The 25,201-nt window shown below is 71.0% G+C and carries 24 protein-coding genes; 4 read left to right on the top strand and 20 right to left on the bottom strand.

The genetic code is table 11. The features are described 5' to 3' along the window. From JF597_RS35290 to JF597_RS35230, 13 genes are all read right to left on the bottom strand, one after another. Entirely contained in the window at positions 1-432 is a 432-nt protein-coding gene (locus tag JF597_RS35290) for a YraN family protein (protein ID WP_294004929.1), read from the bottom strand. A gap of 105 nt (positions 433-537) precedes the next feature. After that, positions 538-846, bottom strand: coding sequence for a DUF2469 domain-containing protein (locus JF597_RS35285; RefSeq protein WP_008745401.1), 309 nt, complete (start codon positions 844-846; stop codon positions 538-540). A gap of 56 nt (positions 847-902) precedes the next feature. Continuing rightward, on the bottom strand, positions 903-1,409 hold the full coding sequence (locus JF597_RS35280) for an NUDIX hydrolase (RefSeq protein WP_294004917.1): 507 nt from the start codon (positions 1,407-1,409) through the stop codon (positions 903-905). Next, positions 1,399-2,184, bottom strand: a complete 786-nt coding sequence (lepB, locus tag JF597_RS35275; protein ID WP_294004914.1) for a signal peptidase I — start codon at positions 2,182-2,184, stop codon at positions 1,399-1,401. The genes JF597_RS35280 and lepB (JF597_RS35275) overlap by 11 nt, the downstream gene beginning before the upstream one ends. 135 nt (positions 2,185-2,319) lie before the next feature. Beyond that, positions 2,320-3,282, bottom strand: coding sequence for a signal peptidase I (gene lepB, locus JF597_RS35270; protein ID WP_294004911.1), 963 nt, complete (start codon positions 3,280-3,282; stop codon positions 2,320-2,322). Continuing rightward, on the bottom strand, positions 3,182-4,324 hold the full coding sequence (gene lepB / locus JF597_RS35265) for a signal peptidase I (protein ID WP_294004908.1): 1,143 nt from the start codon (positions 4,322-4,324) through the stop codon (positions 3,182-3,184). Before lepB (JF597_RS35265) ends, lepB (JF597_RS35270) begins: the two co-directional genes overlap by 101 nt. Beyond that, positions 4,317-5,024 carry a signal peptidase I gene (lepB, locus tag JF597_RS35260; protein ID WP_294004905.1) on the bottom strand — a complete coding sequence of 236 codons (708 nt, stop codon included), beginning with the start codon at positions 5,022-5,024 and terminating at the stop codon, positions 4,317-4,319. Before lepB (JF597_RS35260) ends, lepB (JF597_RS35265) begins: the two co-directional genes overlap by 8 nt. An 83-nt stretch (positions 5,025-5,107) precedes the next feature. Beyond that, complete coding sequence (gene rplS, locus JF597_RS35255; protein ID WP_093498841.1) at positions 5,108-5,458, bottom strand: 50S ribosomal protein L19; 351 nt, start codon at positions 5,456-5,458, stop codon at positions 5,108-5,110. Between the two features lie 136 nt (positions 5,459-5,594). Next, a complete protein-coding gene (trmD, locus tag JF597_RS35250) occupies positions 5,595-6,428 on the bottom strand; it encodes a tRNA (guanosine(37)-N1)-methyltransferase TrmD (protein ID WP_294004900.1) in 834 nt (277 codons plus the stop codon). Next, entirely contained in the window at positions 6,425-6,970 is a 546-nt protein-coding gene (gene rimM / locus JF597_RS35245; protein ID WP_294004897.1) for a ribosome maturation factor RimM, read from the bottom strand. The genes trmD and rimM overlap by 4 nt, the downstream gene beginning before the upstream one ends. A 114-nt stretch (positions 6,971-7,084) precedes the next feature. Then, positions 7,085-7,324 carry an RNA-binding protein gene (locus JF597_RS35240; RefSeq protein WP_005479813.1) on the bottom strand — a complete coding sequence of 80 codons (240 nt, stop codon included), beginning with the start codon at positions 7,322-7,324 and terminating at the stop codon, positions 7,085-7,087. A gap of 5 nt (positions 7,325-7,329) precedes the next feature. After that, entirely contained in the window at positions 7,330-7,749 is a 420-nt protein-coding gene (gene rpsP / locus JF597_RS35235; protein ID WP_294004838.1) for a 30S ribosomal protein S16, read from the bottom strand. A 308-nt stretch (positions 7,750-8,057) separates the two neighbouring features. Then, positions 8,058-8,654 (bottom strand): hypothetical protein, encoded by a 597-nt coding sequence (locus JF597_RS35230; RefSeq protein WP_294004835.1) that lies wholly within the window; start codon positions 8,652-8,654, stop codon positions 8,058-8,060. Positions 8,655-9,245: 591 nt separating this feature from the next. Here JF597_RS35230 and JF597_RS35225 point away from each other — a divergent pair. Beyond that, positions 9,246-10,106 (top strand): class I SAM-dependent methyltransferase, encoded by an 861-nt coding sequence (locus tag JF597_RS35225; RefSeq protein ID WP_294004833.1) that lies wholly within the window; start codon positions 9,246-9,248, stop codon positions 10,104-10,106. Between the two features lie 131 nt (positions 10,107-10,237). Here JF597_RS35225 and ftsH read toward each other — a convergent pair whose 3' ends face one another. The 6 genes from ftsH to JF597_RS35195 form a co-directional block, all read right to left on the bottom strand. Next, positions 10,238-12,181 (bottom strand): ATP-dependent zinc metalloprotease FtsH, encoded by a 1,944-nt coding sequence (gene ftsH / locus JF597_RS35220; protein WP_294004830.1) that lies wholly within the window; start codon positions 12,179-12,181, stop codon positions 10,238-10,240. Positions 12,182-12,231: 50 nt separating this feature from the next. Then, positions 12,232-13,779, bottom strand: coding sequence for a signal recognition particle protein (ffh, locus tag JF597_RS35215; RefSeq protein ID WP_294004827.1), 1,548 nt, complete (start codon positions 13,777-13,779; stop codon positions 12,232-12,234). Positions 13,780-13,872: 93 nt separating this feature from the next. Next, positions 13,873-16,329, bottom strand: coding sequence for a [protein-PII] uridylyltransferase (locus JF597_RS35210; RefSeq protein ID WP_294004823.1), 2,457 nt, complete (start codon positions 16,327-16,329; stop codon positions 13,873-13,875). A gap of 35 nt (positions 16,330-16,364) precedes the next feature. After that, the gene (locus JF597_RS35205) at positions 16,365-16,703 is read right to left on the bottom strand and encodes a P-II family nitrogen regulator (RefSeq protein ID WP_093498850.1); all 339 of its coding nucleotides are present in this window, start codon (positions 16,701-16,703) and stop codon (positions 16,365-16,367) included. Then, positions 16,700-18,040, bottom strand: coding sequence for an ammonium transporter (locus JF597_RS35200; RefSeq protein WP_294004820.1), 1,341 nt, complete (start codon positions 18,038-18,040; stop codon positions 16,700-16,702). The genes JF597_RS35205 and JF597_RS35200 overlap by 4 nt, the downstream gene beginning before the upstream one ends. Positions 18,041-18,373: 333 nt before the next feature. Further along, positions 18,374-19,858: a hypothetical protein gene (locus tag JF597_RS35195; RefSeq protein ID WP_294004817.1), complete on the bottom strand. Its 1,485-nt coding sequence runs from the start codon at positions 19,856-19,858 to the stop codon at positions 18,374-18,376. Between the two features lie 457 nt (positions 19,859-20,315). On the opposite strand from JF597_RS35195, the gene JF597_RS35190 reads away from it, so the two are divergent. Then, a complete protein-coding gene (locus tag JF597_RS35190) occupies positions 20,316-20,972 on the top strand; it encodes a bifunctional DNA primase/polymerase (protein ID WP_294004814.1) in 657 nt (218 codons plus the stop codon). 101 nt (positions 20,973-21,073) lie between these two features. Here JF597_RS35190 and ftsY read toward each other — a convergent pair whose 3' ends face one another. Continuing rightward, the gene (gene ftsY / locus JF597_RS35185) at positions 21,074-22,276 is read right to left on the bottom strand and encodes a signal recognition particle-docking protein FtsY (protein ID WP_294004811.1); all 1,203 of its coding nucleotides are present in this window, start codon (positions 22,274-22,276) and stop codon (positions 21,074-21,076) included. Between the two features lie 128 nt (positions 22,277-22,404). Between ftsY and JF597_RS35180 the strand changes: the two genes are divergently transcribed. Beyond that, positions 22,405-23,877 (top strand): cytosine permease, encoded by a 1,473-nt coding sequence (locus JF597_RS35180; RefSeq protein ID WP_294004808.1) that lies wholly within the window; start codon positions 22,405-22,407, stop codon positions 23,875-23,877. A gap of 61 nt (positions 23,878-23,938) precedes the next feature. Continuing rightward, on the top strand, positions 23,939-24,910 hold the full coding sequence (locus tag JF597_RS35175) for an LLM class flavin-dependent oxidoreductase (RefSeq protein WP_294004805.1): 972 nt from the start codon (positions 23,939-23,941) through the stop codon (positions 24,908-24,910). Positions 24,911-25,201: the final 291 nt, after the last annotated feature.

The following is a 25,201-nucleotide window of genomic DNA, read 5'->3' as shown; positions in this document are numbered from 1 at the left end:
TCACGCCACCCCCCGGACGTGCTCGACCACGGGCGCCCCGCGCTGCGGCAGGAGCACGCCGACCACGTCGATGCGGACGCCGCCCGGCGGCGCCCCGCCGTGTGCGTGGATCCAGTGTTCGGCGAGGCCGCGCAGGCGCTGCGCCTTCTCCGGGGAGACCGCGGCCATGGGATGCTCGAAGACGCCCGCCCGCCGGGTCTTGACCTCGCAGACGACCAGGACGTCCCCGTCCCGCGCCACGATGTCGATCTCTCCCGTCCGGCCGCAGCGCCAGTTGCGCTCCAGGACCATCAGACCGGCCTCGGCCAGCCGCCGTGCGGCCAGCGTCTCGCCGTACCTGCCGAGTGCGCTGCGTGCCCGGTTCGGGCGTGCCTGATCCGTGCGTGCCCGAGTCGTCCGTACCTGCTCCGTGCGTGCCTGATCCGTGTTCATGTCGGCACCACCTCCGGTGCCAACGGTCACGCAACCCCCGCCAAGAAGTTGATCTTGGTGAGTTACCCACCGGTTGTGGACAACTCCGTCACCCACACGGTCGGCTCAGCCGCCCGGAAGCTCCAGGTCGGTCTTGTTCAGCTCCTCGATGTTCACGTCCTTGAACGTGAGGACGCGGACCTGTTTCACGAAACGAGCCGGCCGGTACATGTCCCAGACCCAGGCGTCCGCCATGGACACCTCGAAGAACACCTCGCCCTGGACCGAGTGCACCTGCATCTCGTAGTCGTTGGTGAGGTAGAAGCGCCGCTCGGTCTCGATCACGTATTTGAACAGACCGACGACATCGCGGTACTCCCGGTAGAGCTTCAGCTCCATCTCGGTCTCGTACTTCTCGAGGTCCTCGGCGCTCATGGCATGTTCCCCTTCAGCCGTGCGATCCCACCATTGTGCGCCAGTCCTGCACGCCCCTAGACGATTTCCGTGTCAAGGGTGACGGGCCCGGCGGGGGGACCTTCGTCGAGCAGCCTACGGAACAGCTCGGCGAGTCTGGTCGGATACACCGTCTCATGTGCCCGGGTCAGTTCCTGGCACGTCCACCAACGTGCTCCGGCCACACTGCGCCGCTCCAGCTCGGTCAGGCCCGTGGCCTCGGTGACCGTCTGCGTCGTACGGGCCAGGTAGTACCACTCGTCCTGGTCCCAGCGCCGGCCGGCGAACGGGAAGGAGCACGTCCGGCGCCACAGCACCGGACCGAGGTCGACGTCCGTGATGCCGGTCTCCTCGGCGAGTTCCCGCAAAGCGGCCTGCTCACGGGTCTCGTCGCCCTCCAGGCCGCCGCCGGGCGTGAACCACCAGTCGTCGGCCGGGTCGTCGGGCTCGTGGCCGTGCAGGAGCAGGATGCGGTCCTCGGGGTCGAGCAGGACCACCCGGGCCACCTTGCGCAGGCCGCCCTCCGACAGCGCCTCAGCGGGCACCGGCGGGCTCCGTCCGGGCACCGCGGCGGGAGCGGCCCAGCAGATTCGCCACCGGGCCGTACGCGCCGCCCGCGAGGACCAGCACGCCACCGGCCACGATCATGAACTCGATGACGCGCAACGGGCCCGGCCGGGAGAGGGAACCGAGAGCCTCGAAGCCGGTGGGCCGCTTGAGCAGACCCTTCATCGGCCAGATCACGGCGTCCACCCGGGCGCTGACCGCGCCGCGCGCGACCGTGCCCTGCGCCGCGTCGGTGAGGTGGGCGGTGGAGTCGAGGGAGCCCTGGCGCTCGTCGCCGAGGAGGAAGAGCCGGCCCTTGGGGACGGTGACGGTGGGGAAGCCCTGGAGCTCGGCCTGGCTGCCCGCCGGGAGATACGGCTCCTCGATCTGCTTGCCGTTGACCGTCAGCTTGCCGTTCGTGCAGCAGGCGACCGTGTCACCGCCGACCGCGACCACGCGCTTGACGACGTCCGCGTTGGTGACCCAGCCCTTGTCGCGGAAGACGACGACGTCGCCCCGGCGCACCTCGCTGCCGTCGATGCGCTGGCCGAGGACCCGGTCCCCGGCGTCGATCGTGGGCGTCATCGAGCTGGTGGGCACGGTGTAGGGCCGGTAGACCACCGCTGCCCAGCCGAATCCGCCGAGGAAGAGCACGATGCCCAGCGCGACGGCGATCCCGGACAACCGCTGTCCGAGCCTGCTGCCGGCCTGTGCCGCGCCCGTGCTGGTGCCTGCGCCGCCGCGCGGAGCCGTACGTATCGCGCTGTCGCCCATGAGGCCGCACCCTACCCGGCGGTACCGGGCAGGGGCAGCCCTTCTTCGGCGCCCCTGGTCACAAGCTCCCCAAGGGCTTCACATGGGACGGTCAGCAGGCGCACACGGGATCCGGTCACGGCGCCCTCCGCGTGGTCAGCGCTTGCCCGCGGCCACGCGCCTGTCGAACTTCCGCCCGATCCGCTCGCCCCGGCGGCGGCGCCACACCGCGACGGGCAGGACGGCGGCGACCGCCACGCCCTGCGGCGCCACCGTGAGGGAGGCCGCGGCGGACGTCTGCGTGTTGATGCCGCTCTGGTCGAAGGTGTCCGGGATCGGCAGCGTGCCCCAGCGGTTGATCGGCCAGGCCTTGACGATGGCACGGCCGACGACGTCCTTCACCGGGACCATGCCGTGGTGCCTGTCGGACTGGTTGTAGCGCGAGTCGCGGGAGTTCTGGCGGTGGTCGCCCATCACCCAGATGTAGCCCTTGGGCACGTGCACCGTGAACTGGCCGCCCTGGTCGTCGACGCTGCACGGGGTGTTGCCCGGGTACACGTAAGGCTCGTTCAGCGCATGGCCGTTGACCATGAGCGGGCCGCTGCCCTTGCAGGAGACGGTGTCGCCGCCGACGCCGATGACCCGCTTGATCAGGTCCCGCTCCTCGGCGGACGGCATCAGGCCGATCCAGCTGAGGAAGGTCTGGATCGCGTTCGGCTGGGCGGTGGGCTCGCCCGCCAGCCAGTCGTCCGGGTCGTGGAAGACGACGACCTCGCCGCGCTCCGGCTTGGAGCCGAACCACGGGGTGAGCTTGTCGACCAGGACCCGGTCACCCTGCTGGAGGGTGTTCTGCATCGAGTCCGACGGAATCGAGAACGCCTGCACCAGGAACGTCTTGATCAGCAGCGCCAGCACCAGCGCGATGACGACCAGGATGGGCAGCTCCTTCCAGAAGGAGCGTGGTTTCTTCGGTGCGGGCGCCGCCGACCCACCCGGGTCCCCGTCCGTGCCCGAACCGTCACCGCCGGAGTACGGACCGTCTGCCGGGGTGCCGTCTCCGCCAGGCCCGGGGCCGTTCCCGGAGGTCGAGGCGCCGTCCGGGGAGGGGACATTCTCCACGGGGCGCCCGCTGTGCTCCTCGCCGTCGTGTCCCGACCGTGCGCCAACCGCCACATCCCCCACGCCAACTCCTTACTCCGTGCCGCCGCCTGCGCCATCCCCGGCGCAGGCCCACCACTCCCATAACGAGCGGGAGTTCCGCAGGGGTCGGGAGTTGGATGTATCCGTTCGGATCGTCGGAGGCAACCCTATGCGACAGCTGGGGAGCCGCGGTCGACCCCGACCCGGAGTCAGAAACGCTTGCGAAGGTTTTAGGTTCGTCGAGCTTGGTCCAGTGGCCGATGGGCCAGCCGATCATCATGGCGCGGCCCACCACCGAGGTCACGGCCACCGTGCCGCCGTAGTCGGTGTCCTGGTGGGCGCGGGAGTCGGCGGAGTTGCCGCGGTGGTCGCCCATCACCCACAACCGCCCCTTGGGCACGGTGATGTCGAACGGCTGGGCGGAGGGGACGTTCCCCGGATACAGGTAGTCACCCTCGGTCAGCGGCACGCCGTTGACGGTCACCCGGCCCTGCGCGTCACAGCACTTGACGTGGTCGCCGCCGACGCCGATGACCCGTTTGATGAGGTCCTTCTCGTTGGCGGAGGGCAGCAGGCCGATGAAGGTGAGCCCCTCCTTGACCTGCTTGACCCCGACCGGGTCGTTCGCCTTGGTGGTCTGCTCGTCCTTCAGCCAGCCGCCCGGGTCGTGGAAGACGACGACGTCCCCGCGGTGCGGCTGCCACCCGAACCAGGGGGTGAACTTGTCCACCAGGACGCGGTCGCCGATCCGGATCGTCTGCTCCATGGAGCCGGACGGGATCACAAAGGCCTGGACGAGGAACGTCTTCAGTACCAGGGCTATCAGGACGGCCACGCCGACCAGCAACGGTATCTCCCGCACCGCACCGCGCCGGCGCTTGCGCTTGACCTTGCGCTGCAGCTTGCGCCGCTCCGCACGGGACCGGCCGCCGGACGGGCCGGAGGCGCGCCGGGCCCCGGTGGGCAGCAGGTTGGCGGCGGCGTCGACCGGCACGCCGCGCGGTCGGCCCCGGTTACCCATGGGACGCTCCGGCGGCCGGTACGCGCGCGTAGGCGGCGGGACGGGCGAGACGGGTCCAGTGGGCGTACGGCCAGACGATCCAGTCGGCCCGGCCGACGACCCTGCCGACGGGGATCATGCCGCCGCCGGGCGAGCCGAGGTGGTCGCGGGAGTCGCTGGAGTCGCTGCGGTGGTCGCCGAGCACGAAGAGCGTGCCGTCGGGGACGTCGACGTTGAAGGGCACGGTGGAGGGGGTGTCCCCCGGATAGAGGAACGACGTCTCGTCGACCGGCCGGCCGTTCACTTCGATCCTCCCCTTCTTGTCGCAGCAGACCACGTGGTCTCCTCCCACACCGACGACCCGTTTGATGTAGTCGGCGTCCCCGAAGTACCCGGAGCCGTCGAACACCACGACATCTCCCCGGCGCGGCCCGGCACCGAAACGGTACGCCAACTTATTTACGAGAACGCGGTCCCCGATCCTCAATCCCTGTTCCATGGATCCGCTGGGAATCTGGAATGGTTGCGCCACGAAAGTGTTGAGGACGAGCAAAAAAGCCAGGCAGGCGAAGAGGGTGAGGGTGATCCAGCCGCCCGGCAGCCAGTCGGTGACCCGCCCGGTGGCCCGCGCCACCAACGCGGAACGCGACCGGTCCTCCGCGGCCTCTGGTTCGGGGCGGGAGGAGCGGTCGCGCTCCGTGTGCTGTGCTTCGGTGTCCATCGGGGCCAGATGCTATCCGGCGTCGATGAGACTCCTTCTTACCGGCTCGTCCGCCTACGGCTTCCGGGTGCCGGCACGCGAGATCAGTTCTCGCGCTTCTCCTTGATCTTCGCGGCCTTACCACGCAGGTCGCGCAGGTAGTACAGCTTGGCGCGACGCACGTCACCGCGGGTGACGAGCTCGATCTTCTCGACGATCGGGGTGTGCACCGGGAAGGTGCGCTCGACGCCAACGGAGAAGGAGACCTTGCGGACCGTGAAGGTCTCGCGGACACCGCTGCCCTGGCGGCGGATCACAACGCCCTTGAACTGCTGCACACGGGAGCGGTTGCCCTCGATGACGCGGACGTGGACGTTGACGGTGTCACCCGGGCGGAAGGCCGGGACGTCGCTGCGCAGCGACGCGGAGTCGACGGTGTCGAGCAGGTGAGACATTTCGTCTGCTTTCCTCGCTGATGCCACAGGTCATCAACGGAAACTAGGTGTTCCATGGGGTCTGCCGTGCGGATCGGGGCGGGCGTCGTGTCCCCCTGTGGCAGGGGCGCACGCCGGACGGACGCACAACAGCTGGTTATTCTTCCACGCCCTGTGGCCTGCGCCAAAATCGGCCGTGGGGCTCGCCCTGCGGGTCCGGGGCCCAGCCCAGGATGGAGAGCATCTCCCGGTCCTTCTTGTCGAACACCTTGGGGTCGCAGCGCTCGATCAGGTCGGGCCGGTGGGCGGTGGTCCGTTTCAGGGCCTCGTCGCGGCGCCACCGGGCGATCTTGCCGTGGTGGCCGCTGAGCAGCACGTCGGGGATGTCCCGGCCGCGCCAGACGGGCGGCTTGGTGTAGACGGGGCCCTCCAGGAGGTTCGCCATGGCGCCGGGCGCGAAGGAGTCGTCGCGGTGCGACTCGGCGTTCCCGAGGACGCCGGGCAGCAGCCGCGCCACCGCCTCCGTGATCACCAGCACGGCCGCCTCGCCGCCGGCGAGGACGTAGTCGCCGATGGACACCTCGTAGACCGGCATCCGGGTGACGTACTCGTCGATGACCCGCCGGTCGATACCCTCGTAGCGGGCCGGTGTGAAGATCAGCCAGGGGCGCTCGGAGAGTTCGACGGCGAGTTCCTGGGTGAACGGACGGCCGCTGGGGGTGGGGACGATCAGCGCGGGGGCGTGCGAGCCGGTCTCGTAGCCGTCGGCGAGGACGGTGTCGAGGGCGTCGCCCCAGGGCTCGGTCTTCATGACCATGCCGGGTCCGCCGCCGTAGGGCGTGTCGTCGACCGTGTTGTGCCGGTCGTAGGTCCAGGCGCGCAGGTCGTGCACCTGGACGCCGAGCTGCCCACGCGCGCGGGCCTTGCCGACCAGTGAGACGTTCAGGGGCTCGAGGTACTCGGGAAAGATCGTGACGACGTCGAGTCTCATGCTTCGTCGTCCCTGGACGAGTCGATCTCCGCCCGGTCGTCGATCAGGCCGGGCGGCGGCGAGATGACGGCCCGCTGCTCCTCAAGGTCGATCTCGGTGACGATCTCCTCCACGAACGGGATCATCACCTCGCTGCCGTCGGGGCGCTCCACGATGAACAGGTCCTGGGAGGGCAGGTGCGAGATCTCGGTGATCCGGCCGACCTCGGCGCCGTCCTCGGTGACCACGTCCAGGTCGATGAGCTGGTGGTCGTAGAACTCGTCCTCGCCCTCGGGCAGCTCCTCCGGGTCGATCTCGGCGATCAGGAGGGTGTTGCGCAGGGCCTCGGCGGCGGTGCGGTCCCTGACGCCCTCGAAGCGCAGGAGCAGGCGGCCGCTGTGCACCCGGCCGGTCTCGATGGTGAGCGGCCCCGCCGATCCGGGATCGGTGGCGAGTACGGCGCCGGGCGCGAGCCTGAGCTCCGGCTCGTCGGTACGTACCTCGACGGTGACCTCGCCCTTGATGCCGTGGGCGCGCCCGATCCGTGCGACTACGAGCTGCACTGTGCCTGTTCTCCTGTCATCTCCTGCTCGACCTGCTCATTCCTGCTCATACGACTACGGGCCGGGGACGGCCAGTGGCCCTCCCCGGCCCGAGCCGGTGCTGCTGCGAAAGCGTCAGCGGACGTGGTCGACGTCGACCAGGTCGACGCGGACTCCGCGACCGCCGATGGCGCCCACGACGGTGCGCAGGGCACGTGCGGTGCGGCCGTTGCGGCCGATCACCTTGCCGAGGTCGTCGGGGTGCACCCGGACCTCCAGCACGCGCCCGCGGCGCAGGTCGCGCGAGGCGACCTGCACGTCGTCAGGGTTGTCGACGATGCCCTTCACGAGGTGCTCAAGCGCCTCTTCGAGCATGCTGCTCAGGCCTCGGTCGACTCGGACTCAGCCGCGGCCTCGTCCTTCTTCTCAGCCTTCTTCTTCTGGGTGATCGCCTCACCCTTGCCCTCGTCGTCACCGCCGAGCGCCTCGAACGACGGGCGCGCGGCCTTCGGGGCGGCCACGAGCAGCGGCGCCGGGGCGGCCTCGCCCTTGAACTTCTGCCAGTCGCCGGTCTTTTTCAGGATGGCGAGCACGGGCTCGGTCGGCTGGGCGCCGACGCCGAGCCAGTACGCCACGCGGTCGGCGTCCACCTCGATGACCGACGGGTTGTAGGTCGGGTGGTACTTGCCGATCTCCTCGATCGCACGGCCGTCACGGCGGGTGCGGGAGTCGGCGACGACGATGCGGTAGTGAGGCGAACGGATCTTGCCCAGACGCTTCAGCTTGATCTTGACTGCCACGGGAGTGGGTTCTCCTGGATTTGACGTGATTGGGCACGGCGAGACTGCCGCGTGGGGTTGCGGTACCCGAGTGCCCGATGGACGCGTCAGCCGGAGGAGAGAGGGGTCCTGTGCGACTGTCGAGTACAGCTAGCCATTGTGCCATACGCTGCGGGCCGCTTTTGGCCGACGGTCGGGTGGGAGCGCGGAGGCATGCCGGAGAGGCACCCGGCGTGGAGGTGAGGTCACGTCGGGTGCGCTGACCGGCGACGCCCAGCCCGAGGGCGTGAAGGCGGGCACTGGCTGCGGCTGCCACGAGCAGCCGTGGCCTATGCCGCTCCCACGACCTCCGGGATGCGGAACGGTTTGCCGCAGCCGCCGCAGACGATGGGAGCCTGCGCCAGGACCGACGGCACCACCCGGACGTTGCGGCCGCAGTCGCACACCGCCTTGACGCGGACGCCGCCACCGGAGGAGCCGTGGCGGGCGGCCGGGCCGCGGAAGGTGCGGGAGGTGTCGGCGGACGTGGCCGCCGTGTGCGCCTTGAGAGCGCGCTGCAGTCTCTCGATGGTCGGGCGGTAGCGTCGCTTCGCCTCGGGGTTGAGCGTGACCAGCGAGAAGCCGCTGCTGGGATGCGGCTCGTCGGGGTGGTCAAGGCCCAGCTCCTCGGCGATCGCGAGGAATCGGCGGTTGTGGTAGCGGCCGGCCCGGGAGGTGTCGCGGACTCCCCGGGAGGCGGCGATGCCGTGGACTGCCTCATGGAGCAGCCGTTCGAAGGAGAGTTCGTGACCGCACGCGGACGACGACTCCCCGATCAGGGACTCTGGCGCGGCAAGGTCGGGCAGCTCGGGGTGGTACCGCTGAATGTCGGCCCACGCCTCTGCCAGCTCTGCGGCGAGAACAGGTGGTGTCTGTGTCGTGCTCACGTAATGAGAACGAGCGGGAGGGCCCCTGTGTTCCTATTCCGGGGCATCCCAAATAATTTGCACGTACCCGTCAGTTGCCGCTGATGCGTGGAGACGAGCACGGGTGCGCTGATCTGCGGAGAAGCCTCACAGCTCGTACCAAGCCGGTGCGTAGTCTGACGTACGACCCGCCCATTACCCCTGGTCCGGACGCCTGTACGGCGGAGGTCGGCGGATGCGCAAGAGGCGTTTCGGTCGCTCTGGTGGCCGGGTCCCATCCCGGTCAGCGTGCGCGGCGGCCCCGACGTTACTCACGGCCCGTCGTCATCCGGCACCGGACCGGCTCCGGCTCCGGCGACCGGACACCGCACGGCCCCCGGGCCGGCGGACCATGGCCAGAACCGCCGTGTCGTGGGTCCGATGGTAGAGCCCCAAGTTGCCGGGATGTGAAATCTCGCCACAGTCACAGCGCACGTACAAGCAGGGACCCGCGACCTCTGGACGCCATCGCGAGCCGGGAGTTATGTGGCATAGGTGGGAAGTGCGAGCGCACGGCACGGGGGCCACGGAATCGGTCAGTGCGTAACTCTCGGCGGATTGGGGCGCTTACCTATGACACCTACGCTCGTGCGGCACCATCCCTCTCACGTGGACTCACCACCCCGTGTGAACCTGGGCGCACGCGCGCGTGACTGGTCCGAGATCCAGGAGCGGATGCTGGTGCCGCTCTACGAGACCGTCCACGAGCGACTCGAAGTGGGCCCGGCCACCCGGCTGCTCGGTCTGCGCTGCGGTTCCGGTCTCGCCCTGCTGATGGCGGCGGCCAGAGGGGCCGCGGTCACCGGAGTCGACTCCTCCCCCGAACGGCTCGCCCTCGCCCGTGAGCGTCTGCTGCCCGACCCGGCCTCCGGTGCACGCGCGCGTGGCCGTGCCGCCCGGGTCGTCGAGGGCACGCCCCGGGACGCGGCGGACGCGCATTCACCGGGGTACAACCTGATCACCGCGTTCGATCCGATCGGCTGCCTGGCCGGCGACGCCGAGCGGCTCGGTGACCTGCTGGCCGAGGCGACTCCCCTGGCGGGGCACGGGGCGGCCGTGGTGCTGGCCGGCTGGGGTCCGCCGGAGCGCTGCGCGACGTCGTCGGTGCTGCGGGTGGCGGCGAAGTTGGCCGATCCTTTGCGGAGCACGGGGGCTTGGCGCCCGGCGTGCCGGGACGACCTGGAGGAGGTCGCCCAGCGGGCCGGTCTGCGGATCGACGGGTCCGGGCGGGTCTCCTGCCCGTTCGGGTACGCCGACGCGGACAGCGCGGTGCGGGGGCTGGTGTCGACCGGGCTGTTCGACGCGGGGATCTTGGCGACCGACGAGGAGCAGGTCGGCAAGGAGCTGGCCGAGGCGCTTCATCCGCACCAGCGGGCGGACGGCACGGTGTGGATGCCGAATGTGTTCCGGTACTTGATCGCGCGGGTTCGCTGACGCTGGGTCTCGGCCGCCGTCTTCGGCTGCGGCGTTGTCGTGGCTGGTCGCGCGGTTCCTCCCCCAGCCTTCGGCCGGGGGGGGGACCCCCAGGGCCCCTTTCGGGGCGCTCAAGCCCGGGCGCTCGAAAGTCAGGCCTCGTCCAGGTCCTTGGTCAGTCTCGTGATCCCCGCGATGCGGTACGCGTCCGCCTCCTCCAGGGTCTCGTTCTCCAGGAGGGCCTCGGCCAGGGCGTCCAGCCGGCCCCGGTGGTCCTGGAGTTTGCGGCGGGCCTCGTCGTAGCACTCGTCGACGATGCGGCGCATCTCGGTGTCGATCACGTCGAGGGTCTGGGGTGCGGCGGCGAGGCCGTAGGCCTGCTGGGCGTCGCTGGGGAGGGCGGAGAGGCGGCCGACCTCCTCGCTCATGCCCCACCGGGAGACCATCCCGCGCGCGATGCCGGTGACCTGCTCCAGGTCGCTCTCCGAGCCGGTGGTGATCACGCCGTAGACGACCTGCTCGGCCGCCATGCCGCCGAGGGCGCCGATGATCCGGCCGCGCAGGTACTCCTCGGTGTACGCGTATTTGTCGGCGTCGGGCGTGGAGAGCGTGACGCCGAGGGCACGGCCGCGCGGCACGATGGTGATCTTGCGGACCGGGTCGGCACCGGGCTGGAGCATGCCGAGCAGGGCGTGCCCGCTCTCGTGGTAGGCGGTGCGCCTGCGCTCCTCCTCGGGCATGACCAGGGGGCGCTCGGCGCCCAGCTGGACCTTCTCCAGCGCCTCCGAGAGGTCGGACTGGGTGACCTTCTCCTGCTTGCGCTTGACGGCGAGCAGGGCGGCCTCGTTGGCGAGGTTGGCCAGTTCGGCGCCGGTCATGCCCGGGGTGGTGCGGGCCACCTGGGCGAGGTCGACGTCGGCGGCGAGCGGGATCTGGCGGGTGTGGATCTGGAGGATGGCCTCGCGGCCGGTGCGGTCCGGGGGCGAGACCTGGACGACCCGGTCGAAGCGGCCGGGGCGGGTGAGCGCCGGGTCGAGGATGTCGGCGCGGTTGGTGGCCGCGATGACGATGACGCCCTCCGAGCCGGAGAAGCCGTCCATCTCGGTGAGGATCTGGTTGAGGGTCTGCTCGCGTTCGTCGTGGCCGCCCATGGAGGCGCCGCCGCCGCGGGCCCGGCCGATGGTGTCGATCTCGTCGATGAAGATGATGGAGGGGGCGACCTTGCGGGCCTCCGCGAACAGTTCGCGCACGCGGGAGGCGCCGACGCCCACGATCATCTCGATGAACTCGGAGGCGGAGGCCGAGAAGAACGGCACCCCCGCCTCACCGGCGACGGCCCGCGCGAGCAGTGTCTTGCCGGTGCCGGGCGGGCCGGCCAGCAGCACGCCGCGGGGCATCTTGGCGCCCATCTTCCGGTAGGCGTCGGGGTTCTTCAGGAAGTCGACGACGTCGTTGAGCTCGCCCTCGACCTCGTCGATGCCGGCCACGTCCTCGAAGGTGGTCCGCTGCTGTCCGGGCTCCAGTTCGACCGGCTTGGGCGGCGCCTTGCGGCCCAGCATGCCGCCCGCACCGCCGAGGCCCGCGCTCATCCGGCGGGCGATGAAGACCCACACCGCGACGAGGATGATGATCGGCGCCAGTGAGATCAGCAGATTGGCGAGAAAGCTACGGTGCTGGACGACCGGTTCCGCGGTGACCGTCACGTCGTGCTTGGTCAGGCTGGTCCAGAGGTCGTCCCCGGCGAAGGAGGGGCGCTCGGTGTCGAACTTGGTGTAGTTCCCGCCGCCCTCGGGGTTCTTCTGCTCCTTCTTCAGCTGGCCCTGGATCGAGTCGCCCTTGGCGTAGATCTTCTCGACGTTGCCGTCGTTCACCTGCCTGCTGAACTCGGTGTACGAGATCGTCGGCTCGTTCTCCTGGTCGAAGTACGACAGCACCAGGTTCGCCAGCAGGTACACGACCAGCGCGGTGACGATCAGCCGCCACCAGCCGCCGTGCATCTTCCGCCCGCCGTTCGGCGGCTTGGGCGGCTCCTCGGGAGCGCCCTCGGTACGCCAGGGCTGGTCGGGGGACTTGCGCGGCGGCGCGGGGTTGGTCATATGCGGACGTTACGACAGGGACCAACCCCCGGCACTCGCAATGGGTGAACTCAGCCCATGAACTTCTTGAACTCATCCGGCAGCTCGAAGTTCTCGGCGCCCTGCTGCGGGAGCCCGAAGGCGCCGCCCTGGGCGGCGGCCTCGCGGCGCTGGGCCTCCTCCAGCTCCTGCTGCTTGCGCTTCATCGGGTTGCCGGAGCGCTGCTTGCCCTTGGCCTGCTTCGGCTGCTTCTTCTGCCGGCCGGGGCCGCCGCCCATGCCCGGGATACCCGGCATGCCCGGCATCCCGCCGCCCTGCGCCATGCGGGACATCATCTTGCGGGCCTCGAAGAACCGCTCGACCAGGTTCTTCACGGCGCTGACCTCGACACCGGAACCCTTGGCGATACGGGCGCGGCGCGAGCCGTTGATGATCGTCGGTTCCTGGCGCTCGGCCGGGGTCATCGACTTGATGATCGCGGCGGTGCGGTCGACGTCCCGCTCGTCGAGGTTGTTGATCTGGTCCTTGATCTGGCCCATGCCGGGCAGCATCCCGAGGAGCTTCGAGATGGAGCCCATCTTCCTGACCTGTTCCATCTGGGCCAGGAAGTCGTCCAGGGTGAAGTCCTGGCCCTTCTTGGACGCCAGCTTGGAGGCCATCTTCTGGGCCTCTTCCTGGCTGAACGTCTTCTCCGCCTGCTCGATCAGGGTGAGCAGGTCACCCATGTCGAGGATGCGGGAAGCCATCCGGTCCGGGTGGAAGGCGTCGAAGTCGTCGAGCTTCTCGCCGTTCGACGCGAACATGATCGGCTTGCCGGTGACCTGGCGGATGGAGAGCGCGGCACCACCGCGGGCGTCACCGTCGAGCTTGGAGAGCACGACACCGTCGAAGCCGACGCCGTCGCGGAAGGCCTCGGCGGTGGTGACGGCGTCCTGGCCGATCATGGCGTCGACGACGAAGAGGATCTCGTCGGGCGAGACGGCGTCCCGGATGTCGGCCGCCTGCCGCATCAGCTCCTGGTCGATGCCGAGCCGGCCGGCGGTGTCCACGATCACGATGTCGTGGACCTTGGACTTCGCGAAGTCGATGGAGTCCTTGGCGACCTTGACCGGGTCGCCGACGCCGTTGCCCGGCTCGGGCGCGTAGACGGCGACACCGGCGCGCTCGGCGACCACGCTGAGCTGGTTGACGGCGTTGGGGCGCTGGAGGTCGGCGGCGACGAGCAGCGGGGAGTGGCCCTGTTCCTTGAGCCAGCGGCCCAGCTTGCCCGCGAGGGTGGTCTTACCGGCACCCTGGAGACCGGCCAGCATGATCACGGTGGGCGGCTGCTTGGCGAACCGCAGCCGGCGCGTCTCGCCGCCGAGGATCGTGACCAGCTCGTCGTTGACGATCTTCAGGACCTGCTGGGCCGGGTTGAGCGCCTTGGAGACCTCGGCGCCGAGCGAGCGCTCCTTGACGTTCTTGATGAACGTGCGGACGACCGGGAGGGCCACGTCGGCTTCGAGGAGCGCGATGCGGATCTCCCGGGCCGTGGCGTCGATGTCCGCTTCGCTCAGACGCCCTTTGCCGCGCAGGTTCTTGAAGGTCGCTGAAAGGCGGTCGGAGAGAGTGTCGAACACGGCGGCGTCGGTCCTCGGAGTCGGGGGCGGTGAGCGTCTTCCAGGGTATCCGGCCGCGCAAGGAAGTGGTCCCCGCCTTGCACGGCCGTGCGATCAGCCCCTCAGTGTGTCCTCCAGCTTGCGGGCCACGGAGGCCGCCTCCTCCGGTGGCAGCGGCGCGTGGTCGGTGCCGGTCACGTAGAAGGCGTCGACGGCGTTGGCGCCGAGCGTGCTGACGTGTGCGCTGCGCACCCGCACCTCGGCGTCCTCCAGCGCCCGTCCGATCCGGAACAGCAGGCCCGGTGCGTCCTGCGCGCGTACCTCGAACACCGTGGCGTGCCGGGAGGCCGCGGAGGCCACCGTCACGCGCGGCGGCGGGGCCACCCAGCCCCGGCGCCTCGGGTAGGCCGCGTCGCGCTCCGCGAGGCGGCCGGCGATGTCCAGGGTGCCGTCCAGCGCCCGTACGAGATCGGCCCGCAGGCGGGCGGCCTGCGGCAGGGAGCCGTACTCGGCCGCGACCCGCCAGTCGAGCAGCAGGACCGTGCCGTCGTCGACGTCGTCCGGGAGCCGGACGGCGCGCAGTTCGGCGGTGCGGACCGTGAGGCGGTGCACGGCCAGCACGCCGGAGACGGCCGGGAGCACGCCCGGCTGGTCGGGTACGGCGATGAGCAGTTCGACGCCGAGCGGTTCGGGGTCGCCGGCGGGCTCCTCGTCGGTGGCGGCCGGCTCGGTCTGGGCGCGCAGGGCGAGAACCGGGGCGCCCGTGCGGACGGCCTCGATGGCCAGCCGCTCCTGCTCGGCCGTGGGCGCGCCCGGTTCGGGCTCGTCGACCGTGTCCCCGGCGAGGACCGCCGAGACCCGCTTCACCAGGTCGGCGACGAGGGAGCCGCGCCAGGAGGACCAGGCCGCCGGGCCGGTGGCCAGCGCGTCGGCCTCGGTGAGGGCGTGCAGCAGCTCCAGGGTGCCCTGGGTGCCGACGGCGTCGGCGACCAGGCGGACCGTGGCCGGGTCGTCCAGGTCACGCCGGGTGGCGGTCTCGATGAGCAGCAGGTGGTGCAGTACGAGCGTGGACAGGACCGCCACGTCGGCGCGGTCGAAGCCGATCCTGGCCGCCACGTCCTTGACGATGATCTCGCCGGCCACCGAGTGGTCGCCGGGCCAGCCCTTGCCGATGTCGTGCAGCAGGGCGGCGACCAGCAGGAGGTCGGGGCGGTGGACACGGCGGGTGAACTCGGAGGCGCGGACGGCGGTCTCGATGAGGTGCCGGTCGACGGTCCAGACGTGCACGGCGTTGCGCTGCGGGCGGCACCGGACCCGCTCCCAGTCGGGCAGCAGCCGGGTGATCAGGCCCTCGGCCTCCAGCGCCTCCCAGACCTCGACGGTGGGGCGGCCGGAGCCGAGCAGGGTGACCAGCTGCTCGCGGGCCTCGGCGGGCCACGGCGTGGGCAGCGGGCGTGCGGTGGCTGCCATGCGCCGTACGGCGTGCAGGGAGAGCGGGAGGCCGGCCTGGGCGGCGGCGGCCGCGGCGCGCAGCGGGAGCACGGGGTCGCGTTCGGGGCGTGCGGCGCGGGCGAGCACCACCTCGCCGTCCTGCTCCACCACCCCTTCGGCGAGCGGGGAGCGCTCGGCGACCGGCTTGCCGCCGCCCAGCATGGCGCGCAGGCGGGGCCGGACGGCGCGCGAGCGCAGCACGCGCCCCACCTCGCGCCAGGTGACGTCGCTGGCGTACGCGATGACCCGCGCGGACTCGTAGACCTGGCGCAGCAGGGTGTCGGCGTCGAGGAGCTCCAGTTCGGCGGCGACCTGGTCCTGCTCCTGGAGGGCGAGGCGGTCGGTGGCGCGCCCTGTGGTCAGGTGCAGGGCGTCGCGGACGTCCAGGAGGCGCCTGCGGGCGTCGGCGAGGCCCTCGCGCGGGGCGTCGGCCAGCCAGGAGGCGGCGACGGCGCGCAGGGCGGTGGCGTCGCGGAGGCCGCCGCGGGCCTCCTTGAGGTCGGGTTCCAGGAGGTACTGGAGCTCGCCCTGGCGTTCGGCGCGCTCGGCGCAGAGTTCCTGGAGTTCGGGGAGGCGCCTGGGTGCCTGGTTGCGCCAGTCGGCGAGGATCGCGGTGCGCAGGCCGGACGTGAGGCCGAGGTCGCCGGCGATGTGCCGGGCGTCCAGGAGGCCGAGCTGGACCTTGAGGTCCTCGCCGGCGGTCTTCCGGGCCTCGGCGGGGGTGCGCACGGAGTGGTCGAGGGCCATGCCCAGGTCCCAGACCGGGTACCAGAGCCGGTCGGCGACGGCGGCCACCGCGCCGGAGTCGGCGCCGTCGTGCAGCAGCAGGAGGTCGAGGTCGCTGCGCGGGGAGAGTTCGGCGCGGCCGTAGCCGCCGACGGCGACCAGGGAGACACCGCCCCTGATGCCCTCGGTGGCCGCCGCGAACAGCCCGGTCAGCCATTCGTCGGTCAGCTCGGCGAGGGCGGTACGGCGCGGCGGCCCGGACCGCACCCCCTCGGTGAGGAGGCGCAGCCGGGCCGCCGCGTAGCCGCTGGGTCCCGTGTTCTCCGCGTCGTTCCGAACGTCCGTACCCGTCACCCAGCGACTCCTGCCTGTATCCAGATGGTTCTGTTCTACAGCGCGTCCGGTCCGCGCTCTCCGGTGCGGACCCGTACGGCGGTCTCGACCGGGAGCGACCAGACCTTGCCGTCACCGATCTTGCCGGTGCGGGCGGCCTTGACGATGACGTCGATCAGCTGCTCGGCGTCCTCGTCCTCGGCCAGCACCTCGATGCGGATCTTGGGCACCAGGTCGACCGTGTACTCCGCACCACGGTAGACCTCGGTGTGGCCGCGCTGCCGACCGTAGCCGCTGGCCTCGGTGACCGTGAGGCCGTGGACGCCGAAGGCCTGGAGGGCCTCCTTGATCTCGTCGAGCCGGTGGGGCTTCACGACGGCGGTGATGAGCTTCATGCGTCCACCTTCTTGCTCGATCCGGCCAGGGCCGCGGCGGAGACGGAGCCGACGACACCGCCGCCCGCACCGCTGAAGTCGTATGCAGTCTCGGCGTGCTCGGCCTGGTCGATGCCGGAGACCTCCTCGTCCTCGGTGACCCGCATGCCGAGGGTCTTGTCGAGGAGGAAGGCGAGGACCGCGGAGGCGACCAGGGAGTAGCCGAGCACCGCGCCGACACCGGCGAACTGCTTCCACAGCTGGGTGAAGGAGTGGTCGCCGTAGAAGACGCCGGTCGCGGTGGACTGCCCCTTGCCGGTGGCGAAGAAGCCGATGAGCAGGGAGCCGATGATGCCGCCGACCATGTGGACGCCGACGACGTCGAGGGAGTCGTCGTAGCCGAACTTGAACTTCAGGCTGACCGCGGCGGCACAGGCGACACCGGCGATGGCGCCGACGGCGATCGCGCCGAGCGGGGAGATCGCACCACCGGACGGGGTGATCGCGACCAGACCGGCGACCGCGCCGGAGGCGGCGCCCAGGGTGGTGAACGCGCCGTGCCGGATCTTCTCGTAGGCGAGCCAGGCGAGCATGGCGGCGGCGGTGGCGACCTGCGTGTTGACGAACATCAGCGCGCCGACGCCGTCGTCGTTGCCGAGCCAGGAGCCGGCGTTGAAGCCGAACCAGCCGAACCACAGCAGGCCGGCGCCGAGCATGACGAGCGGGAGGCTGTGCGGGCGCATCGGGTCCTTCTTGAAGCCGACGCGCTTGCCGATGACCAGGATGACGCCGAGGGCGCCGGCACCGGCGTTGATGTGGACCGCGGTACCACCGGCGAAGTCGATCACGCCGAGCTTGTAGGCCCAGCCGTCGGCGCCCCAGACCCAGTGGGCGACCGGGACGTAGACGACCGTGAGCCACAGGGCGACGAAGAGCGCCCAGGCCGAGAACTTGACGCGGTCGGCGATGGCGCCGCTTATCAGGGCCGGGGTGATGACCGCGAACATCATCTGGAAGACCATGAACACGAAGACCGGGATCGTGTAGCCGGGCCAGAGCTCCGTCAGCCCGACATTGCTCATGCCCAGCCAGTGGGAGTCGTAGCCGATGAAGCCGTTGCTGGAGCCGAAGGCCAGGGAGAAGCCGTAGAGCACCCACAGGATGGTGACGATCCCGATGCTGACGAAGCTCATCATCAGCATGTTCAGGGTGCTCTTGACGCGGACCATGCCGCCGTAGAAGAAGGCGAGACCCGGCGTCATGAGCAGCACCAGGGCGGAGCAGATGAGCATGAAGCCTGTGTTCGCGGAGGACAGCTTGGGTGCCTCCGCGGCAAGCGTGATGGCGGCTGATGCCATCGGCGTCTCCTCGTCGGTTGTACGGCCCCGTGCGGGTCGGAGCGTGAGCGGTCCGGTCAAGCGGGGGGTGGGCCGGTTATGCGCCATGAGATTGGCGCAGCGCGGTTTCGGTCGTTGCCCCTCGTTGTTTCGCCGGAGTGACGAAGGCGCCTGGCGTGTTACGGGTAGATGAATTGCGAGATGTCCGGCCGCGAGATCGTTATCGTGGCGCAACCTTCTCTCGGAGGATAAAGAAGCCGACCGCGGTCGGCCTTCCGATGACCTGGCGTGGGGGAGCCGAGTCGGGCAGTTCGGGAGGGCCGGCCGCGGCCGGGGTCTGGGAAGTGCCGGGGGTCAGACCGCCTCGGCGGTCTCCGGGAGGTCGACGGCGAGCTGTTCGGTGAGGTCGACGACGACGGCTAGTTCGCCGTGGTCACGGACGGCCGAGTCGACCGTCTTTCGGATACGAGTGTTCACCCGTTCGGAGCGCACCTTTTTGGCGATGCCCATGGCCTCGGAGGCCAGCACCGTGCTCTGCTCGGGCTCGCCGCGCAGCAGGTGCACGGTGGCCATCCCGATGAGGTTGAGCGCGTACGACCGCTGGTGCTCGGTGTCCTTCGCGAACAGTTCCACGGCCTTCTGCATCAGGGGCTCGGCCAGCGAGGCGTAGGTGGGGCTGCGGCCGGCGACATAGGCGAGGTCGCGGAAGGAGTGGCTGTTCTCGCCGTAGAGCTCGGCCTCGGAGAAGAAGCGGATCCAGTCGGGGTCCGGCTCGTCCCACTCGTCGACCTCGGCGAAGGTGTCCTCGGCCATCCGGACGGCCCGCTTGCACTTGCCGGGCTGGCCCATGTTGGCGTAGGCGCGGGCCTCCATCGCATACAGCATCGACTGGGTGCGCGGGCTGGCGCAGTCCCGGCTGCCGTACTGGGCGAGGTGGATGAGCTCCAGGGCGTCGTCCGGCCGGCCGAGGTGGATCATCTGGCGGCTCATGCTGGAGAGGATGTACGAGCCGAGCGGCTTGTCGCCGGCCTCCTTGGCCGCGTGCAGGGCGAGCACGAAGTACTTCTGGGCGGTGGGCTGGAGACCGACGTCGTACGACATCCAGCCGGCCAGCTCGGCGAGTTCGGCCGCGACCTGGAAGAGCTTGCGGGCGGTGGCCTCGGGCTGGGGTTCCTGGAGGAGGTCGGTGACCTCGTGCAGCTGGCCGACGACCGCCTTGCGGCGCAGACCGCCGCCGCACTGGGCGTCCCACTGGCGGAACATCTCCGTCGTGGACTCCAGGAGGGCCAGCTCGGGCTTGGAGATGCGGCCGGGGCGGCGGGGGTCGGCGGACGGCTCGGGGGCCTGCTGCGGGCCGCCCGGCGAGGGGACCAGCCAGCGCTGCATGGGCTCGACGAGGGACGGGCCCGCCGACAGCACCAGCGAGGTTCCGAGGAAGCCGCGCCGCGCCAGCATCAGGTCGCTGCGCGAGAACTCGCTGAGCAGGGCCACCGTCTGAGGGCCCGTCCAGGGCAGGTCGACGCCGGTCGCGGAGGGTGCCTGGCGGGCGGCCCGCAGCCCGAGGTCCTCGACCGAGACGACACAGCCGAACCGCTCGGAGAACAGCTCGGAGAGGATCCGGGGGATCGGCTCGCGCGGGTTCTCCCCGTCGAGCCAGCGGCGCACCCGGGACGTGTCCGTGGAGATGTGGTTGGCGCCCAACTGGCGTGCTCTGCGGTTCACTTGCCGCGCCAGCTCGCCCTTCGACCAGCCACTGCGCACGAACCACGAGTTGAGCAGCTCGTTGGGGCGCTTGTCGGTGCTGGTCGCGGTCGCCCCGCTTCCGCCGTTGCCGCCCACTGGAACGCCCCCATCCCTGAGACCACTTGATGCCGGATGCGCCAAGCCCTATCAGAATGCCGGTAAATACGGCCGCCCGTCCGGTAGTTCTCACCCTTCGAACGGGATGCCGAGTTGCCTCCGGCATACCCACGAGTGCAAGTGCCCCCAGGCCTCGTGCACTCAAAGTAATCCTACGATCACTGCTCCAGCCACGGCGATCCCGGAAACGCCACCATTCGCCACCCCTTCGAATGAACTCACGATGCCCTTGGCGCGATTCACTTGACATAGGACGGCCGGGAGTAGGCGGAGCGGTGCACTCAGGGGCGCACATCCCCAGGCGCACCACCCGGGGAGCTTCAGGGCGCTGCCGTGACCTTGCGGGCCGAAGGGAAGGCGGAGCCGTAGCGTCACGTTCCGTTTCCGTCCCGTTCCGTGTCGTAACCACCGGCGCGCCGGACCCGTTGGAGGGGGCATGGGCTTCACGATCGGCGGCATTCGCGAGATCCGCTCCGGCACGCGCCGGCGCGGTCGCTCATCGGACTGCACCGCCGTCGCCGAGTTCACCGGGCTGTGGGGCTGGGACGTGGTGCCCGGCGCCCGGGCCGCGGCCGGCGCGTGCTCCTGCGGGCACACGGGCTGCGCCGCGCCGGGAGCGCATCCGCTGGACTTCGCGCCCCAGGTGTCCGCGGGCGCCACACTCGACGAGGTCACCAAGGCCTGGGGCGAGTTCCCGGGCGCGGCGGTGATGCTGCCGGTCGGCCGCGCGTTCGACGTGATCGAGGTGGCCGAACCCGCCGGGCGCCGTGCCCTGGTCCGCCTGGAGCGGATGGGCCTCCCGCTCGGCCCGGTGACCGCCACCCCGGACGGCCGCGCCCACTTCCTCGTCGCCCCCGGCGCCGCCGCCGAGCTCCCGGGGCTGCTCTACCGCATGGGCTGGGACGACCCGACCTCCCTGGACCTGCGCGGCCTCGGCACGGGTACGTACATCACCGCCCCGCCGTCCGACCGGGGCGGGCTGGGCCCGGTGCGCTGGCTGCGCCCGCCGGCCCTGGACTCGGCGACGCGGCCCCCGGCGGCGAGGCTGCTGCTGGGGACGCTGGCCTACGTGGCCCACCGGTCGCGGGCGTAGCCGCAGAGGTCCCGAGCGGCTGATACGCCGAAGCGCCCGCCCCCGACTGCTTCTCGGGGATCGGGCGCTTCGCACGAAGGCGACCAGTGGATGTACTGCCGTCAGTCACCGATAAGGGCGTCAACGAACGCCTCCGGCTCGAACGGCGCCAGGTCGTCCGCGCCCTCGCCGAGGCCGATGAGCTTGACGGGGACGCCCAGCTCGCGCTGGACCGCGATCACGATGCCGCCCTTGGCGGTGCCGTCCAGCTTGGTGAGGACGATGCCGGTGATGTCGACGACCTCGGCGAAGACCCGGGCCTGGACGAGACCGTTCTGCCCGGTGGTGGCGTCGAGGACGAGCAGCACCTCGTCCAGCGGGGCGTGCTTCTCGACGACCCGCTTGACCTTGCCGAGCTCGTCCATGAGGCCGGTCTTGGTGTGCAGCCGGCCGGCGGTGTCGATGAGCACCACGTCGACGCCCATCTCCTTGCCCTCCTTCACCGCGTCGAAGGCGACGGAGGCGGGGTCACCGGCCTCCGGGCCGCGCACGGTGTGGGCGCCCACCCGCTCGCCCCAGGTCTGGAGCTGGTCCGCGGCGGCGGCCCGGAAGGTGTCGGCGGCGCCGAGCACGACCGTACGGCCGTCGGCGACGAGGACGCGGGCGAGCTTGCCGGTGGTGGTGGTCTTGCCGGTGCCGTTGACGCCGACGACCATCACGATGCCCGGCTTGCGGTCGGCGGGCTCGGTCTTCACCTCGCGGTCGACGTCGGTGCCGACCAGCTTCAGCAGCTCCTCGCGGAGCAGGCCGCGCAGCTCGTCGGGGGTGCGGGTGCCCAGCACCCTGACGCGCTCGCGCAGCCGGTCGACCAGCTCGGTGGTGGGCTGCACACCGACGTCGGCGGTGAGCAGGGTGTCCTCGATCTCCTCCCAGGTCTCGTCGTCGAGGTGCTCGCGCGAGAGCAGCGTGAGCAGCCCCTTGCCGAGGGCGTTCTGCGACCGGGAGAGCCGGGCGCGCAGCCGGACCAGCCGGCCGGCGGTGGGCTCGGGGATCTCGATCTCGGGCGCTTCGACCGCGGGGGGCTCTTCGACGGCGACGGGAGCCGATCCGTCGGGAAGGTCGACCTCCTCTATCGTCCGGCGCGGTTCGTCGCGCGGCGTCTCGGCCTCGTCGCCGACGTGCGGCTCGGCCGGGGGTGCGGTGATGTCGGGCGCGGCGGGGGGCGGCGGGGGCAGCGACTTCTTGCGCCGGCTGCCGACGACGAGCCCGCCGAGCGCGCCGAGCACGACTACGGCGATGACTACAGCAAGGATGACGGTTTCCATAACCCGACCAGTATCCATCCCTCCCCCGCGGCCGACTTTGCTCCCTCGCGCGGGAGTTTCTGGATGATCCTCCGAATCCGGATGTCCATTTCGGGCGCTTTAGTCGGTCTAACGTACGATGACTGCCTATGGGCACCACCGCCGACCACGATGGCGCGCTCGAACACCTCGAAGAGTCGCTGGAGCACCACGGCCTCGAAACCCGGGGCCTCGAACCGGTCCCGGACTCCGAGCGCACCGGCACCCCCCGTGGCCTGCTCCCCACCTGGATCGCCGCGAACATCACCGTCCTGCTGGTGACCGTGGGTGCGGGCCTCGCGGTGTCGTTCGGGCTGAACTTCTGGCAGTCCCTGGCGGTCGGCACCGCGGCGCCGGTCGTGTCGTACGGCCTGGTCGGGCTGATCGGCGTCGCGGGCAAGCGCGGCGGCGCACCGGGCATGGCGCTGTCCCGGGCGGTCTTCGGCCAGCGCGGCAACCTGCTGCCCGGCGCCCTGATCTGGGTGGCGCGCTGGGGCTGGGAGACGATCAACGCGGTGACCGGCGCCTACGCGCTGCTGACCGTCCTCGACATCCTGTTCGGGGTCAGGAGCAACACCGCCCTGATCATCGTCACCCTGCTCCTCTTCGTGATCGCCACCTTCGCGATCTCGGGCATGGGCATCAGGGCGGTGCGGTACTGCAACCGGTGGGCGACCTGGCTGTTCGGTGCGTTCTCGCTGCTGGTCCTCGGCCGCCTGGTCGCGGCGACGGACTGGGCCGGGGTGTTCGGTCGGCCCGCCGGGTCCGCGGCCGCGATGGTCACCGGGGCCGGGCTGATCGCGGCGGGCGGGATGAGCTGGGCGCCGGCCGCGCCGGACTTCACGCGGTACCTGCCGGGCACGGCGTCCTCGGCGGCGATCGTACGCAACACGGTCGGCGGCGCCGGGGTCGTCGTGCTCCCCCTGGTCCTGACGGGCGCGGTGACGGCGTCCGCCACCCCCGGTCTCGCCGGGGCGGCCGACCCGGTCTCCTTCCTCGGCGAGACCCTGCCCCTCTGGCTGGCGGTCCCGTACCTCCTGGTCGCGCTGGTCGGGATGCTGCTGATCAACGCGATGTCGATGTACTCCGCGGGCTTCACCGCGCAGACGCTCGGCTTCCGGATCCCCCGGCCCTGGGCGGTCTCCGTGAATGCAGTCATCTCGCTGGTCCTCGGGGCTGTCCTGATGCTGGCGGCGACCTCGTTCATGGCCTCCTTCATCGCCTTCCTGTCGCTGCTGGCGGTGGCGTTCTCGGCATGGGTGGGGGTGTTCGGGGTCGACATGCTCCGCCGCCGGGAGTACGACGCCACAGCCCTCCTCGACACCACCCGCACCAGCGCCTACTGGTACCGGGCGGGCTTCTCCCCCGCCGCCGTCACGGCCTGGGCGCTCGGTCTGGCGGCCGGCCTGCTCTGCACCACGTGCGACTGGTTCACCGGCCCGCTCGCCGCGAACAACCCCGTCGGCCGGTACGGCCTCGGCTGGGTCGCGACGATCGCCGTCTCGGGCCTGCTGTACGCGGTGCTGCCGAAACCCGCGGTGGTACCGGCCACGGCCGGGAAGCCCGCACCCCTGGCTGTCTGACGCACCGTCAGCTACTGTCCCCGCACACCCGCCCGGCCAGTCAAGGTGAAGGGGAGCTCCCATGCCCGTCTCGGTCGTCCGCTTCAACCTCGTCGAGCCCGGCGCCTCCCCGGCCACGCTGGGCGCCCGGTACCGGGCGGCCCTGGACATGGCCGCGTACGCCGACGAGCACGGGGTCACCACCGTGCAGACCGAGGAGCACCACGGCGTCGACAACAACTGGCTGCCGTCGCCGTTCGCCTTCGCCGGCGCGGTGTTCGGGGCGACCCGGACCATCGCGGTGACCGTTTCGGCGGTGATCGGCCCGCTGCACGACCCGCTGCGGCTGGCGGAGGACATCGCGGTCCTCGACCTGCTCAGCGGGGGCCGGCTGGTGACGGTGGCCGGGATCGGCTACCGGCCCGAGGAGTACGCCCTGTTCGACGTGGAGTGGAAGCGGCGGGGGCGGCTGCAGGACGAGCTGCTGGAGACGCTGCTGAAGGCGTGGACCGGGGAGGAGTTCGAGTACCGGGGCCGTACGGTGCGGGTCACCCCCCGCCCGCTCACCGACCCCCACCCCCTGCTCCTGGTCGGCGGCTCCTCCAAGGCCGCCGCCCGCCGGGCCGCCCGCCTCGGCCTGCCGTTCTTCCCCAGCGCGCATCTGCCGGAGCTGGAGGCGTACTACAAGGAGCGGCTCACCGAGTACGGCACGGAGGGCTGGACGATGATGCCGACGGCCGAGACGCCGCTGCTGCACATCGCCGAGGACCCGGACCGGGCGTGGGCGGACTACGGCGAGCACTTCCTGCACGAGGCCCGGACGTATGCGTCCTGGCAGTCCGGCGACATCCACTCCGCGGTACGGTCCGCCGCGACCACGGTCGCCGAACTGCGCGCGGAGGGCGTCTACCGCATCCTCACCCCGGACGAGTGCGTGGCGGCGGGCCTGGACAACCTCGTCCTGCACCCGCTCGCGGGCGGGATGCCGGTGGCGGAGGGGTGGCGCAGCCTGCGGTTGTTCGCGGAGACCGTGCTTCCGGCGCTGCCGGCGTAACGGGGGCGAGGCGCGCCGACGGGCGGGCGCGAGGGTCCGGCACCGCCGGGCTGCACCGTCGTGGCTGGTCGCCGTGGCGGCGGGCAGGAGTTGTGCGGCGGAGTTCAGGGGCGGCAGCTTCGCCGGGCTGCACCGTCATCGCTGGGCGCCGCGGCGGCGGGCAGGAGTTGTGCGCCGGAGTTCAGAGGCGGCAGCTTCGCAGGACTGCACCGTCATCGCTGGGCGGCCGCGGCGGCGGAGAGAAGTCGTGCGGCGGAGAGGAAGGGAAGCGGTGGGGCCGTATGCGAGCCG

It is taken from the genome of Streptomyces sp., assembly GCF_019510245.1.
Lineage (GTDB): Bacteria > Actinomycetota > Actinomycetes > Streptomycetales > Streptomycetaceae > Streptomyces.
The sequence above is the reverse complement of the archived record's forward strand: the minus strand, read 5'-3'. Positions and strand labels throughout refer to the sequence as shown.